Here is a 13,894-nt window from a genome sequence, read left to right on the forward strand (position 1 = left end):
TTTTCTACTTACGCTTCCGATGCAACACTTTGCATTGGAACCTGTTCTTCTTTTGTTTTCGTTTTGCGCTGCGGCACCATATTAAATACGATATTCAGGAGCACCGCTGACGCACTTCCAAGCACAATTCCGTTATCTGTTAAAATACGAATGCTTTCTGGAAGCTGAGAGAATAATGTTGGAACGACTGTTACACCAAGACCGATTCCAACAGAACATGCTACGATTAATAAATTTTCTTGTTTTGCAAAGTCTACACTGCTTAACATTTTAATACCATATGCCATAACCATCCCAAACATTGCTAACATGGCACCGCCAAGTACTGGCTTTGGAATAATCGTTGTGATAGCAGCAATTTTAGGAATAAAACCAAGTACGATTAACATACCACCACACGTATAAATGATCACACGATTTCGTACACCTGTTAATTGAATAAGACCTACGTTTTGAGAATACGTCGTATATGGAAATGCATTAAAAATCCCGCCTAAGATCATCGCTAATCCTTCGGCACGGTAACCTTTTGTTAACTCTTTTTCACCAATCTTTTTATTACAAATATCAGATAAGGCAAAATACACACCAGTCGCTTCCACAATTCCAACACAAGCAACAAGAATCATTGTAATAACCGGCGTTAACTCAAATGTTGGTGTACCGAAGTAAAACGGCTGAATCCCATGGAACCAATCCGCTTCCCCAACAGCTTGCAAGCTCACTTTCCCCATAAATGCTGCCATAATTGTACCAAATAATAGACCAAGTAAAATAGAAATAGAACGGATAAAACCATCAAAGAAACGATACATAATTATAATAAATAATAATACGCCAAATGCTAACGCTAAGTTTTCAAGACTACCAAAATCTTTACTCCCTGCGCCCCCAGCCATATCATTTATTGCTGCCGGAACTAATGTAACGCCAATAACTGTAACAACAGAACCCGTTACAACAGGCGGGAATAGTTTCACAAGCCTTCCAAATAGTTTCGCAAAAATAACAACGAACAGTCCTGCAGCAATAATTGCTCCATATATGGAAGAAACACCGTACTGTTTACCGATGGCAATCATCGGTCCAACTGCTGTAAACGTACAACCGAGTACAACGGGAAGACCAATTCCAAAAAAGCGATTCGATAAAGCTTGTAAAATCGTCGCGACACCACACATTAATAAATCGATGGATACTAAGTATGTTAATTCTCGTTGATTTAAGCCAAGTCCCCCGCCAACGATAAGCGGAACAATTATTGCTCCTGCATACATCGCAAGCATATGCTGCACGCCAAGAGATGCGATTTTAAATGGGTGTTGCTTCATGACTATTTCACCTCCGCAGTCTCATGCTGAACAAATGTAACAATACCGTTATCAAGTGATGCAATTTCTGCAAGTGATTCTACACGAACACCGCTCTCACGTAGTTTCTTTCCTCCATCTTGAAATGCTTTTTCAATTACAATACCAATTCCTGCAATACTTGCTCCAGCTTGCTCTACTAAACTCATTAAACCTAAAGCAGCCTGACCATTTGCTAAAAAGTCATCAATAATTAATACACGATCGTTTTCATGGATATGATTTCTAGATAATGAAATTTCATTCGTTTCTTGTTTTGTAAATGAGTATACTTTCGCTACATACATATTATCTTGTAACGTTAACGATTTACGCTTTCTTGCAAAAATTACTTTTACACCAAGCTCTAAAGCTGCCATAACTGCTGGTGCAATACCCGAAGATTCAATCGTCACGATTTTTGTAATGTTCTCTTCTTTAAAACGCTGTGCAAACTCTTTTCCGATTTCTTGCATAAGTACTGGATCAATTTGATGATTTAAAAAGGCATCTACCTTTAATACATCACCAGATAAAACCTTTCCTTCATTTAGAATCTTTTCTTGTAATACTTTCATGTTTGTTCCTCCTCTTATGCAAATAAAAAACTCCAAAAGCAGCCACCACTCGTTACAAGTGAGAGACGTGCTTTTGGAGTTTCGCAAAAAAGAATGCTAAACCAGCAATATATTCGTCCTCACTCATAGTCAAAGTATTTACGGTACTTCGGTAGAAACTTGCAGGCCATATCCCCGCGATTATATGAGTGTAGCTAACCTATTTATTTGTAGAAGGATTATAACGCACTTTTTTTATTTTGAAAAGTATTTCTAGAAAAAACACGTACAAATTTCATAAAAACATCGTTTTCGTTCGCATTTTGAAAACTCTTACATTTTGTATTTTTCTACTAAAGGCTCGTTAAAATAACTGGCCCATCCTTTGTAATTGCTATCGTATGCTCGTATTGCGCTGACAGCTTTCCATCCATTGTTCTTGCAGTCCATCCGTTTAAATCCACTTTTGAATATCTCATACCTCCATTTACAATCGGTTCAATCGTTATTACCATTCCTTCTTGTAGTTCTGGTCCTTGGCCCGGCTTTCCAAAATGAAAAATGGCTGGTTCCTCATGGATTACTTTACCAATTCCATGCCCCGTAAAATCCCTTGCGACAGAAAATCCTTCAGAAGCTACATAACTTTCAATTGCATGCCCAATATCTCCAATATGATTTCCTGTTATCGCTTGCTCAATCCCTTTATACAAAGCCTTTTCCGTTACTACTAATAATTGTTCTGCCTCATGAGAAATATCTCCTAATTTATAACTCCATGCAGAGTCAGAGAGAGCACCATTTAAGTTCACTACCATATCAATCGTAACAATATCACCTTCATTTAACGGTTGATTAGTTGGAAAACCATGACACATTTCATCATTCACTGATGCGCATATTGCATATGGATAATCGTTATATCCTTTTTGTTCAGGTATCGCACCATGCTTTTCTAAATATGCTTCAACAAATGTATCAATTTCCAGCGTAGTGATACCCGGCTTTATCATTTTTTCAATTTCTTGATGACACAAAGCTAGTAACTTTCCGGCTTCACGCATCAAATCTATTTCTCGTTTGCTTTTTATCATAATCATGAAATCTCTCCTCGTTTATATCAAATTTAATGATACACATCTCTCTCAAAAATTTCAAAACAGCGATCATTTCACATTTTTTTCACAATTTCACATTCCAAAACTTGTAACAAGTCGTAATTTTACAAGTTCTCATCATAGACATAGTTTTTATTGTATCAATGAACACTTTTTGAAAGCATATTCGGATGCGATAAAATTATCTAAATTTTTTGTATTATAAAAATGTAAGATTTCATTTATCCAAGGAGGGTTATTATGGGCGAACATAAATTACATCAGCAAGAAACCGAAAGCAATGAAAAAAGTTCGTTAAAAGGAACTTTAATCTCTGTTTTTTTTGTTGGTTTTTTCATTATTTTCACGTGGTTTAGCGTCTATCAAATTTTTGTCAATCGACTATAATATATAGTTCTGAAAAGGGAGATGGGGATATGCACTTACATAAATACGAAAAAATTTGGCTTATTTTCGGTGTCGGCTCACTGTTCGTATTTTTAGCTATTTTAGGAATTAGTGCTTTTTATATGGGAAACAAACCACCGAGTTGTTTAACGACAATTGACCCAGAAAAGGTTCAGGCAATCGCACCATTTGATCAACCTGGCGTTAAACAAGTTGGAAAAAATCATTATCAAGTGACAATTGTCTCACAAGCTTTTTCTTTTACACCAAATACAATTAAAGTACCAAAAGGTGCAAAAGTAGATTTTGTCGTTGCGACAAAAGATGTTGTACACGGTTTTGAAATCGCAGGAACAAACGTCAATATGATGGTTGAACCTGGATATGTAAGCACTGCTTCACAAGTTTTTCAAAAAGCTGGAGAGTATTTAATTGTCTGTAATGAATATTGTGGTACTGGCCATCATATGATGAGCGCGAAAGTAGAGGTGACCGAAAAATGATTGCACTCCAAGATAAAATAAGTAAACGAGATGCAAAATTAGCAATGGCTCATATTCACATCGCATTTATTGCTCTATTTTTAGGTGGGTTATGCGGATTACTACAAGTTCTCGTTCGTTCAGGAAAATTCAATTTACCTGCTGGTATTGGCTATTATCAGGTGTTAACAACACATGGTGTTTTACTCGGACTTGTATTAACAACGTTCTTTATTATTGGTTTCTTATTTGCTTGTATGAGTAAAACAACTGGTGTCCTCTCAAAAGGTGTCCGAAAAACAGGCTGGATTGGTTTTTGGCTTATGACAATTGGAACAACAATTACTGCTATCTTTATTCTACTCAATAAAGCAACTGTACTCTATACGTTCTATGCTCCATTAAAAGCACATCCTGGATTTTACATTGGACTTACCCTTGTTATTGTTGGGAGTTGGTTCAGCGGATTTGCAATGTTTGTCCAGTATCGTACATGGAAAAAACATAACAAAGGAAAAATAGGTCCTCTGTTAAGCTTTATGGCTGTTGTAACAATGGCACTATGGCTGGTTGCAACACTTGGCGTTGCAGCTGCAGCACTTATTCAATTTATCCCGTGGAGCTTGGGGCTTACTGACAAAATCGATGTCTTAGTCAGCCGAACATTATTTTGGTACTTCGGTCATCCGCTCGTTTATTTTTGGCTCCTCCCTGCTTATATGGCTTGGTATGTCATTATACCGAAAATCATTGGAGGAAAAATTTTCAGTGACTCACTAGCTCGTTTATCATTCATCTTATTTTTATTATTTTCTATGCCGGTAGGGTTTCATCATCAACTAACCGAACCAGGTATTGACCCAGGGTGGAAATACTTACAAGTCGTCTTAACATTTATGGTTGTTATTCCATCTTTAATGACTGCCTTCTCTTTATTTGCAACCTTTGAACAGTTTGGCCGTTCAAAAGGAGCTACTGGACTATTCGGATGGCTTCGTATGCTTCCATGGGGGGATGCTAGATTTTTTGCTCCATTCGTCGGTATGCTAATGTTTATTCCAGCTGGTGCTGGTGGACTTGTTAATGCAAGTAACCAACTAAACCAGGTCGTTCATAATACTGTATGGGTAACTGGGCATTTCCATTTAACATTGGCAACATCTGTTGTGTTAACATTCTTCGGAATTGCCTATTGGTTAATTCCACACTTAACAGGCCGCGTCATGACAAAAGAAATGAACCGCCTTGCCATAATTCAAACTTTCATATGGGCGCTTGGCATGTTCTTTATGTCTGCTGGCATGCACTTTGCCGGGTTACTCGGAGCACCTCGTCGTTCTTCTTTTTCCACATATGGCAATTCACAGCAAGCGCTCGAATGGATTCCATATCAAATCGCGCAAGCAGTCGGAGGAACGATTTTATTTGTCGGAATTATCATCGCAATCATTATCTATGTAGACCTTGTCTTCTTTGCACCAAAAGGACAAACAGAATTTCCAATTGGCGAAGTAGCTAATGCCTCTGAGCGTACACCAATGGTTTTTGATAATTGGAAACTATGGATTGGTATTACAGCTTTACTTATCTTATTCGCCTATACAATTCCTTTTATCGATATGATACAAAATGCCCCACCTGGTTCGAAAGGCTTTAAATTGTGGTAAATAAAAAGTAGAGGGAAGCCCCTCTGCTTTTTATTATGCTAAAATCCTTTAGCTCATCACGCACTAAACAAATTTATCCTGCAATATCAGCCGAATTAAAAGTCCCATTAATATTTCCATCTACAATAATGCAATGTCCCCAAAACATATCTCCATCCGAAAAATATATCGTAAAATCACCGTCTGAATACACACTTATGCTTTCTAACTTCATCAAATCAATGAACATTTCCTGTGTAATCTCATCTATCTCTGCCTCATCATCATCCTGTAACCATTCATTTGCTAACTCCACTAACTCTGCTGCTGCATACAGTTTAATTTTTCTGCTCCATTCATCTTGCCCCTTGAAAAGTGCATATGCCGTTTCTAAGGCCGATGTCATAATATGTTCGTCTTTATTCCAATCAAAATACAAACTACATTCTTCACCAGCCCAAGAAATTTGCTTTTCAAATAGTTCCACTCTCTTATCAAGTAAAAATTCACCCAATATCTTATCCTGATAATAAATTGGCTTCATTGATTCTTGTAATATCTTTTCTAATTCATCATCTCTATATGTTTCATCCAAAACCTTAACAAGCATCATCGCATTTTCTGCTCTACGTACCTGCAACCTTACAACTGTATTTTCTTTTAAAATTTCTCTTGGCTGTCTCAATTCTGCATCATCAGCTAACCATTCAAGTCTGAGCTTTTCTTCTATAATAATTTCATTCTTACACAAATCTTTCCATGCAATCAAAGGAATTGACGCATTCCACAAAATAGCGTCACCTGCTCTTCCCGCACCAACACCCGATGCCCCTGTAACAGCTGTTACCTCAATAATATCTTCTGTAAATCTATTTTCAAACCTACTTATTTCACTTAACTTGCTCACTTTAATTTCGCTCCCCTTTATATTGCTTAAGTATAAATATGATTAAAGGACCTTTTATTTCCCTTCACCAATCACGCTTTTACAGTTAGCCAGTACCCATCTAACTTCTTTCCTTTTATCAGTTTTCAAGTTAGGTGTTTTATTGCCTACAAACAGTGGGATAAATCATTTTTAAAAACTCAAATTGACTCCCATTTGTTCGTTGAATAAATGTTCCAACTCCATCAAACCCTGCCTCCTTATAAACTTTAATCGCTCTTTCATTAAACGTTGCCACTGATAACGTTATATACTTCGGCTGATACTTCTTTTCACCAAAAGCTAGACCTGCCTTTATAAATGCCAATCCTAAGCCATTTCCAGTCAGTTTTGGTTTCATTCCAAGCCCAATATCCACTGTATGAATATCTACTTTAGTAAAACTAAAAAATCCAACAAGCTGATTATTCTCACTAACAGCAAAAGTCGTTTCTCCGCGTATTGTAGGATTTAAAAACTCCGCTAAATCTTCTTGATCAGCTTCCATATCATAAAACGAATACTTCCCCTCATTGTGCCAATGATACGCAATTTCTTCTGCTTGCTCTTGTGTCATCACTTCAAAAGTATAATTCATCCTTACTCCCCCCTTACCCAAAGCGCATATATAGTCAAACTTTTATTGATAAAAAGGAGCCACATATTGCAGCTCCTTTTCTTTCTTATAATGTATAAATCTCTTTATATTTTACTTCTAAATAATCAGCTAAATAATTCGCATTTAACCCTTCACCTGTTACATCTTCTAAGATTTGTAATGGCTTTTTCGTTTTACCATATTGATGAACATTGTTTGTTAACCATTCACGAATTGGTATCACATTTCCTTCTTCAAGCAATGCATCGAAGTTTGGAATTTCTTCTAGCATCTTATGTTTAAATTGCGCTGCGTACATATAACCAAGTGCATAAGATGGGAAGTAGCCAAACGACCCATCTGACCAATGTACATCTTGCAGTACACCCTGCGCATCCGTTTCTGGACGTATACCTAAATAACTCTCCATTTTATCATTCCACGCTGTTGGCAAATCTTTCACTTCCAATGTTCCATCAAACAATTCTTTCTCCAGTTCATAACGGACCATAACGTGAAGCGGATATGTAAGTTCGTCTGCTTCAATACGTATAAAGGAAGGCTTTGATTCATTAATAGCATCATAAAATTCATCTATAGACACGTTTTCAAACTGCCCATTACTAAATTGTTTCAATACATCATAATTTTTCTTCCAAAATGATTTATTACGTCCAATAAAGTTTTCAAAGAATAGTGATTGCGATTCATGAATTCCCATCGATGTACCACTGCAAAGCGGCGTTCCTTCTAATTCTTCTGAAATATTTTGTTCGTATACAGCATGTCCACATTCATGAATTGTTCCGAAAACTGCCATCCGGAAGTCATTCTCATCATAACGAGTTGTAATACGAACATCCCCTCTATTTAATGTAATTTCAAATGGATGTATAGTTTCATCAAGACGGCCAGCCTCGAAATTATAATTTAATTGTTTTAGTAACTCTAAGGTGAAATTCTTTTGTTGTTCTTTTGAAAAATGTTCAAATAAAACATTTGTTTTTAATTCTTTATTGGACTTCGAAATTTCTTTTACAAGCGGAACAATGCGCTCACGTAGTTGTCCAAATACATGATCTAACACCTCTACCGTGATACCCGGCTCATACAGATCTAAAAGCGTATTATATTTATAAGTGTCATAACCCCAATATGCAATAAATTTCTTCTTATATTCTACAATTTTTTCTAAGTATGGTCGGAACATCTCAAAATCAGATTTTTCACGTGCTTCTCCCCAAACACTTTCTGATTTTGCTTGTAATTTGACAAACTCTTCATACTCAGCCTGTGGAATTTTTTTATTTCGATCATACTCTTTGCGGCACTCTTCTACAATTTTCTTCGTTGTTTCAGAAATTTTATTATCTGCAATTAACTGTTCTAATTCTTTTAAATATCTTCCCATCTCGTCAGAAGTCGATAATGAAAAAACTTCTGATGAAAGCATTCCTATTACTTCAGAGCGTTGATCCACTCCTCGCTTCGGCGCTCCTGTTCGTAAATCCCAAAATATAAGGCTCAATGCTTCTCCATAATTTTCTATCTTTTTCACATGAGCTAAAAACTCTTTTTCTACTTTATATGTAGCCATTGTCATATTCATATAACCTCCTTTTTCTACCCCACCTATATTTCGACATAAAGATATAAACTCCTTTTCCAATAGAAAGAAAAAAAGCTTAGCAAACGCCAAGCTTTTACAATGCCTTACCTTCTACTGGAAGTACTTTCTTTACAGCTTCTATAACCTTTTCATTTTCATTTTCTGATAAGAATAACGAAATAGCACCTTTATCTTCACTTGTACGAATTAAGCGTCCAATTCCTTGACGAAGACGTAAAATCATATACGGCACATCTACATCCCAAAACGGGTCATTTACGTGTTTACGTTTCGCTTCAAACACAGGATCGTTTGGAGGGAATGGAAGTGACCAAATAATAACATGTGACAGTGAGGAGCCTGGGATATCTAAACCTTCCCATAAATGGACAGCGCAAAGCACAGTCTCTTCTTCATTTTGGAAACGTGAAACAAGCTGACTAATCTCTTGGTCCCCTTCATATAAAAACGGAACAGACATTTGTTCTTTATTCACATATTCTTTGAACGCCGCAAGCTCCCCTGTTGTACGGAATAATACAAGCGTACGTCCATTTGTTTTTTGAATGTTCTCAAGTGTATACTGACATTTTCGTTCCCATTCATTTTCTTGGTTATACGATGGCAAGTACACTTTCATTTGCTCTTCATAATCAAATGGAGAAGCTACTGAGAATGATAAATAATCTTTTACACCTAGACTATTTGCTGTAAATGCAAACGAGTCATTTTCAGATAGTGTAGCAGAAGAGAAAATATACGGGATTTTTTTCGAGAATACTTTCTCTTGTAATACCTCTTCTACTGCACGTGGCATAATAACTAATGTGAAGGCACCATCACTTTCTTCTCCCCATGTAATTACATTTTTCTCATGCATGAAAAGACGAAGTGAATGTTCCAATACATCTAAATGCTCGTCAACGATATTTAAATCGTATGTGTTTACTGTATACATTTCACTTTCAAATACTAATGCGTCACCGACTTCCGCAATTTTCGCATACAGTCGTTTCGCCTCAGCAGTTACCTTTTCTGTCACAGTAATTTCTAAACGATCTGAACCAGCAATTTCTTTTTTATTCTCTTGTAGAACATCAAAGAATCTCTCGGTTTGCCAAATCGTTTCTTCAACTAAATGAGCAAACTCTTCACGAATATCATTTTGTAATAATCTTGTTAATAATTGTTCCATCATTGTTTGCTTTAATCGATACGTTAGCGCTTTTTGTGCCGCATACTCAACAAGATGACCTTCATCAAAAACAACACAGCTACTTTCTGGTAAAAGTGGCATCTGTCCTTCACGTTTACGAGCATCATATGTCCAAATATGATCCATATAAAAATCTTGAGAGCAAATAATTAAGTCTGCTGCTTTACGGTAATGTTCACGAGAAAGTGTTTGACCACAACGGTGACGAGAATCACATGTGAAGCAGTCTTGGAAATAATCCCAAGATACCTTTGACCATTCTTTATCATTTAATAATGGAAACTCTTTTCGATCACCATAATGCGTAAAGTTTTGCATTGTTCCATGATCAAATACAAATTGAGGTAATTCGTAATATAAATCTTCAATTACTTCTGGAGCTCGTCCACTCATTACGTCTTCAAGTTTACGTAAACATAAATAATTATCCATTGATTTCGCTAGACGTACATCAACAGATAACCCTAATGCTTCTGATAATTTAGCAATGTCCCCTTCTTCTTTCACAAGCTGCTCGATTAGTGTTTCATCTGCACAAGCAATAATAGCTGGTTTTCCGGTATAACGTGCGTAGCAAATTGCATATAAAAGATACACAATCGTTTTCCCTGTTCCTACGCCTGCCTCTGCGAACATAACTTTCTTCTCTTGAAACGCTCGTTCTAATTGGAACGCCATAAAAATTTGTTCATCACGTTCTTCAAAACCTTTTTCTGGGAGGATATCGTAAAACACATCTCCAATCCACTCATTCAACTTATCATAAAAATTATCTTGTTTCCCTACTTCAAATGGTAATCTCTTCTCAGTAAACATCCTCAGCCTCCAACCAAAAAGTTTTTCTATAAAAAGATATAGCAACTGCTATTTCTAAATAGCAGTTGCTTTCCCCTGTTGTAATGCATAGAAATGCGCGAAAAAAGTTTTCCTTTATATAAAGGAAAACTTTTTTACTCTATTAATGACTTTAAGTAACGCTTATCAATTAATGTTTCATGTGATAATGCAGATAAATATTCTTCCTGTGCCTTTTGAATCTCATCTATCGCTACACCTTGAAGATCAATTTCTTTTCCAAGCTCATCATACGTACGATGAATGGCCTTTTGAATCATTGACAATTGGAAACCATCCATATTGAGTCCTCCTTTTGCACATTACATAATAGCCAGTATATGCGCGTAAAAGAGGTTTTATACTATGAATTACGTGGTGGGCGCTTTCCAAAGTATTGGTAGTAGTCTGTACGAATAAAGCCGTTAAATAGTTTACGCTTTTTCGATGCTTCTTTTCCATAACATTTTTCAAACGCTTCATAGCTAGTTAATAAATACAGAGACCACGTATCTAATGGACGGAACACTTCTCCCATTTCTTTATATAACTTTTCAACAAGTGCTTTTTCACTTAAACGTTCTCCGTATGGAGGATTCGTTACAACATAACCATATTCCTCTTTTGTTGTGAAATCTTTTACTTGCATTTGTTTAAATGAAATTAAGTCCCCAAGTCCAACTTCATCCGCATTATCTTGCGCAACTCTTATCATGCGGTGGTCAATATCTGATCCGATAATTTGTAATGGTTGATCATAATTCGCTAAATCTTCTACTTCTTGACGTGCTTCTTTCCAATTTTGCTTACCAACCCAGCCCCAGTCATCAGATGCAAACTCACGGTTAAAACCTGGAGCAATATTTTGTCCAATTAGTGCCGCTTCAATCGGAATCGTTCCCGAACCACAAAATGGATCAACAAACGGACGATCTGGCTTCCAATTTGTAAGTTTAATTAAAGATGCAGCTAGTGTTTCTTTCAAAGGTGCTTCCCCTTGATCGACGCGGTATCCACGTTTATGAAGTCCAACACCACTTGCATCAATTGTTAATGTTGCAATATCTTTTAACATTGCAATCTCAATGCGGAATAAAGGACCGTTTTCTTCAAACCAAGTTGTACGTTTATACGTTGATTTTAATTTTTCAACAACAGCCTTTTTTACAATACGTTGACAATCTGGAACACTAAATAATGTCGACTTTATCGATTTTCCGATAACAGGAAACTCACCATTTTCAGGAATATAATCTCCCCAATTTAACGCCTTTGTCTTTTCAAATAGCTCATCAAATGTTGTTGCCTTGAATTCGCCAACTTTAATTTTCACACGATCTGCAGTACGTAACCATAAATTGGTACGACAAATCGCTTTTGCATCCGCTTCAAACGTTACTTTTCCGTTTTCTACTTGGCATTCATAACCAAGATCGCGAACTTCTCTTGCAACTAAAGCTTCAATTCCCATTGCCGCTGTTGCAATTAAAGTAACTTTTCCCATTTGCATTCACCTCTTATGTATAATCAAACAATAATTAATAGCTTTTCCTTCTATTAGTTATTAAATATTACGAAGAATTTTCTTATTTACCATTTTAACTCACAAGTTATAACTTCATACAAATAAAAAGCCCTCCTCTTACAAAGGAGAGCTGAGTCATTCCATAATTGGTTCATAACGTTCTGTAAGCCATGTTCTGTTCCTTTGTACTGCAAACGGCCCACGCCTCGTACTCCGGTGGTAATCATCTATCTACAGGGCAAAATGCCCGTCCTTTTCCATCGTTCATTTCCTTGGAAAAGATTCCCCTACCATTATTTGGGTTTCTCGCTCGTGGGGTTTACCTCGTTCCACTCCTATCATTTCTTCAAGGACTTCGTCACTGTGGCACTTTAAAGGTAGTCAAACCATATCCAAAAGGACTTAGGTTTTTTCCCTGCCGTTAATCCAGCCTTACAGCCAGAATACCCTAGCTTATGAATTGGCTAGGCACGAACACTACAACCATCTCAGGTCGTGCGAGCATGGACTTTCCTCTACAACGTTGGCGTTGCAGCGATTACCCAAACGTTATGACAAACATTAGTATAGTGGAAACAAAAAGATTTTGCAATGCTTTTTTATATATAAAATGCTTCAATCTTTTTCTATCCCTAAATTACTCGTATAACTTACTTCCAAATACAGCTTTTTCTAGATTAGATAAACGTTTTAAAATATCCGTATTCGTATTGTTGTATACAGGTTGTGCAACCGGTGTTGGAGCTGGTTGTTGCGGAGCTTGTGCTTTAACTAACTTCTGTTCTTCTAATTCACGTTTCAAACGAGCGTTTTGTTGTTGTAATTGCTCAAGTTCCTTATGAAATGCTTCATAATCTTTAATAATCATGTCAAGAAACTTATCTACTTCTTCTTGCTGATAACCTCTCATACCCGTTTTAAATTCTTTTTCCAAAATATCTTTCGCTGTTAATTTAATTTTTTCCGAAATCATTTTCTTCACCTCAAATTTTTACCAAAACTTTCATTAACTAAATTTTTTCAGAAACATTGTCTTTTGTCAATCATATATACGTGAGCTATATTACATATTACTCAGCATTATTCCACTGTTCCTCTTCTATTATATCTTGTAAATCAGAAAAAAGAATGAAATAACTGTGATAATTTTCTATTTCTCCTTTTTTCTTTGCTACTTCTACTATGTATTTAGGACTTCCTGGTTTTTCTTCATCATATACAGCTAAAAGTGCATCACTTTTTTCAATAAAAAATTGATTTTTTAATCGAAACTGTTCTGGACTTTCATATTTTCTTTTTGTAATGCTATCAACATGATCTGCTTGTCCTAGAATAAACTCATACAGTTCTCGATTTCCTTCTTTCCAATTTTCCTCTTGTTCTAGAAAAGGAGTAAACACAGCAAGTTTTAAATCAGGGTATTCTAGCTGCAAATCAAAAACTACTTCAGCTGCCCACAACTCTACCCCAAGTTGTCCACTTATGATAACCCATTCTAATCCTTCCTCAATAAAAGAAAGTAATTTACGACGCACTGCTTTTTTTATACACGAAACACCCGGGTGATCATTTTTGAAAATCCCAAGTTCAAATGGTTTATAACCTGTTATAGCTACAACTTTCATATCAACACTCCATTTTTTTCAAA

At 36.2% G+C, this 13,894-nt stretch carries 14 protein-coding genes, 1 other RNA gene and 1 riboswitch; of the genes, 3 read left to right on the top strand and 12 right to left on the bottom strand.

Annotated elements, in window-relative coordinates; translation table 11 throughout:
* Window positions 1-8 precede the first annotated feature (8 nt).
* The 3 genes from pbuX to Y7E_RS0116945 form a co-directional block, all read right to left on the bottom strand.
* Entirely contained in the window at window positions 9-1,331 is a 1,323-nt protein-coding gene (pbuX, locus tag Y7E_RS0116935; protein ID WP_017152461.1) for a xanthine permease PbuX, read from the bottom strand.
* Between the two features lie 2 nt (window positions 1,332-1,333).
* Window positions 1,334-1,927 carry a xanthine phosphoribosyltransferase gene (locus tag Y7E_RS0116940; RefSeq protein WP_017152462.1) on the bottom strand — a complete coding sequence of 198 codons (594 nt, stop codon included), beginning with the start codon at window positions 1,925-1,927 and terminating at the stop codon, window positions 1,334-1,336.
* Window positions 1,928-2,033: 106 nt separating this feature from the next.
* A riboswitch (purine riboswitch) is annotated at window positions 2,034-2,135 on the bottom strand.
* Window positions 2,136-2,259: 124 nt separating this feature from the next.
* Window positions 2,260-3,006: a type I methionyl aminopeptidase gene (locus Y7E_RS0116945; protein ID WP_017152463.1), complete on the bottom strand. Its 747-nt coding sequence runs from the start codon at window positions 3,004-3,006 to the stop codon at window positions 2,260-2,262.
* Between the two features lie 258 nt (window positions 3,007-3,264).
* Here Y7E_RS0116945 and Y7E_RS32760 point away from each other — a divergent pair, with 258 nt between their 5' ends.
* Genes Y7E_RS32760 through Y7E_RS0116960 form a run of 3 tightly spaced genes read left to right on the top strand, consistent with a single transcriptional unit; the run spans window position 3,265 to window position 5,560 of the window.
* The gene (locus tag Y7E_RS32760) at window positions 3,265-3,411 is read left to right on the top strand and encodes a hypothetical protein (protein ID WP_017152464.1); all 147 of its coding nucleotides are present in this window, start codon (window positions 3,265-3,267) and stop codon (window positions 3,409-3,411) included.
* Between the two features lie 29 nt (window positions 3,412-3,440).
* Window positions 3,441-3,914, top strand: a complete 474-nt coding sequence (locus Y7E_RS0116955) for a cytochrome c oxidase subunit II (RefSeq protein ID WP_017152465.1) — start codon at window positions 3,441-3,443, stop codon at window positions 3,912-3,914.
* Entirely contained in the window at window positions 3,911-5,560 is a 1,650-nt protein-coding gene (locus Y7E_RS0116960) for a b(o/a)3-type cytochrome-c oxidase subunit 1 (protein ID WP_017152466.1), read from the top strand. Before Y7E_RS0116955 ends, Y7E_RS0116960 begins: the two co-directional genes overlap by 4 nt.
* Window positions 5,561-5,633: 73 nt before the next feature.
* Here the strand turns inward: Y7E_RS0116960 and Y7E_RS0116965 are convergent, their stop codons facing one another.
* The 9 genes from Y7E_RS0116965 to Y7E_RS0117000 form a co-directional block, all read right to left on the bottom strand.
* Window positions 5,634-6,446 (bottom strand): DUF2262 domain-containing protein, encoded by an 813-nt coding sequence (locus Y7E_RS0116965; protein ID WP_017152467.1) that lies wholly within the window; start codon window positions 6,444-6,446, stop codon window positions 5,634-5,636.
* Window positions 6,447-6,585: 139 nt separating this feature from the next.
* Window positions 6,586-7,062: a GNAT family N-acetyltransferase gene (locus Y7E_RS0116970; protein WP_017152468.1), complete on the bottom strand. Its 477-nt coding sequence runs from the start codon at window positions 7,060-7,062 to the stop codon at window positions 6,586-6,588.
* 85 nt (window positions 7,063-7,147) lie between these two features.
* Window positions 7,148-8,665, bottom strand: a complete 1,518-nt coding sequence (locus Y7E_RS0116975) for a carboxypeptidase M32 (RefSeq protein WP_017152469.1) — start codon at window positions 8,663-8,665, stop codon at window positions 7,148-7,150.
* A 100-nt stretch (window positions 8,666-8,765) separates the two neighbouring features.
* Window positions 8,766-10,703, bottom strand: a complete 1,938-nt coding sequence (locus tag Y7E_RS0116980) for an ATP-dependent DNA helicase (RefSeq protein WP_017152470.1) — start codon at window positions 10,701-10,703, stop codon at window positions 8,766-8,768.
* Window positions 10,704-10,837: 134 nt separating this feature from the next.
* A complete protein-coding gene (locus Y7E_RS0116985) occupies window positions 10,838-11,023 on the bottom strand; it encodes a DUF3921 family protein (RefSeq protein WP_017152471.1) in 186 nt (61 codons plus the stop codon).
* 62 nt (window positions 11,024-11,085) lie between these two features.
* Complete coding sequence (locus Y7E_RS0116990; RefSeq protein WP_017152472.1) at window positions 11,086-12,225, bottom strand: THUMP domain-containing class I SAM-dependent RNA methyltransferase; 1,140 nt, start codon at window positions 12,223-12,225, stop codon at window positions 11,086-11,088.
* Window positions 12,226-12,405: 180 nt separating this feature from the next.
* An RNA gene (rnpB, locus tag Y7E_RS30995) (RNase P RNA component class B) lies at window positions 12,406-12,796 on the bottom strand.
* A gap of 87 nt (window positions 12,797-12,883) precedes the next feature.
* On the bottom strand, window positions 12,884-13,219 hold the full coding sequence (gene gpsB, locus Y7E_RS0116995; RefSeq protein ID WP_017152473.1) for a cell division regulator GpsB: 336 nt from the start codon (window positions 13,217-13,219) through the stop codon (window positions 12,884-12,886).
* Window positions 13,220-13,316: 97 nt separating this feature from the next.
* The gene (locus Y7E_RS0117000; protein WP_017152474.1) at window positions 13,317-13,871 is read right to left on the bottom strand and encodes an SLOG family protein; all 555 of its coding nucleotides are present in this window, start codon (window positions 13,869-13,871) and stop codon (window positions 13,317-13,319) included.
* Between the last annotated feature and the right edge of the window lie 23 nt (window positions 13,872-13,894).

The sequence above is a fragment of the Bacillus bingmayongensis genome (genome assembly GCF_000299035.1).
GTDB lineage: Bacteria > Bacillota > Bacilli > Bacillales > Bacillaceae_G > Bacillus_A > Bacillus_A bingmayongensis.

Bases quoted from the DNA above. Each gene is read 5' to 3' on its own strand.
- Y7E_RS0116990 (WP_017152472.1), bottom strand. From the start codon at position 12,225: ATGGGAAAAGTTACTTTAATTGCAACAGCGGCAATGGGAATTGAAGCT.
- Y7E_RS0116975 (WP_017152469.1), bottom strand. From the start codon at position 8,665: ATGACAATGGCTACATATAAAGTAGAAAAAGAGTTTTTAGCTCATGTG.
- Y7E_RS0116970 (WP_017152468.1), bottom strand. From the start codon at position 7,062: ATGAATTATACTTTTGAAGTGATGACACAAGAGCAAGCAGAAGAAATT.
- Y7E_RS0116960 (WP_017152466.1), top strand. From the start codon at position 3,911: ATGATTGCACTCCAAGATAAAATAAGTAAACGAGATGCAAAATTAGCA.
- pbuX (WP_017152461.1), bottom strand. From the start codon at position 1,331: ATGAAGCAACACCCATTTAAAATCGCATCTCTTGGCGTGCAGCATATG.
- gpsB (WP_017152473.1), bottom strand. From the start codon at position 13,219: ATGATTTCGGAAAAAATTAAATTAACAGCGAAAGATATTTTGGAAAAA.
- Y7E_RS0116955 (WP_017152465.1), top strand. From the start codon at position 3,441: ATGCACTTACATAAATACGAAAAAATTTGGCTTATTTTCGGTGTCGGC.
- Y7E_RS0117000 (WP_017152474.1), bottom strand. From the start codon at position 13,871: ATGAAAGTTGTAGCTATAACAGGTTATAAACCATTTGAACTTGGGATT.
- Y7E_RS0116945 (WP_017152463.1), bottom strand. From the start codon at position 3,006: ATGATTATGATAAAAAGCAAACGAGAAATAGATTTGATGCGTGAAGCC.
- Y7E_RS0116985 (WP_017152471.1), bottom strand. From the start codon at position 11,023: ATGGATGGTTTCCAATTGTCAATGATTCAAAAGGCCATTCATCGTACG.
- Y7E_RS32760 (WP_017152464.1), top strand. From the start codon at position 3,265: ATGGGCGAACATAAATTACATCAGCAAGAAACCGAAAGCAATGAAAAA.
- Y7E_RS0116940 (WP_017152462.1), bottom strand. From the start codon at position 1,927: ATGAAAGTATTACAAGAAAAGATTCTAAATGAAGGAAAGGTTTTATCT.
- Y7E_RS0116980 (WP_017152470.1), bottom strand. From the start codon at position 10,703: ATGTTTACTGAGAAGAGATTACCATTTGAAGTAGGGAAACAAGATAAT.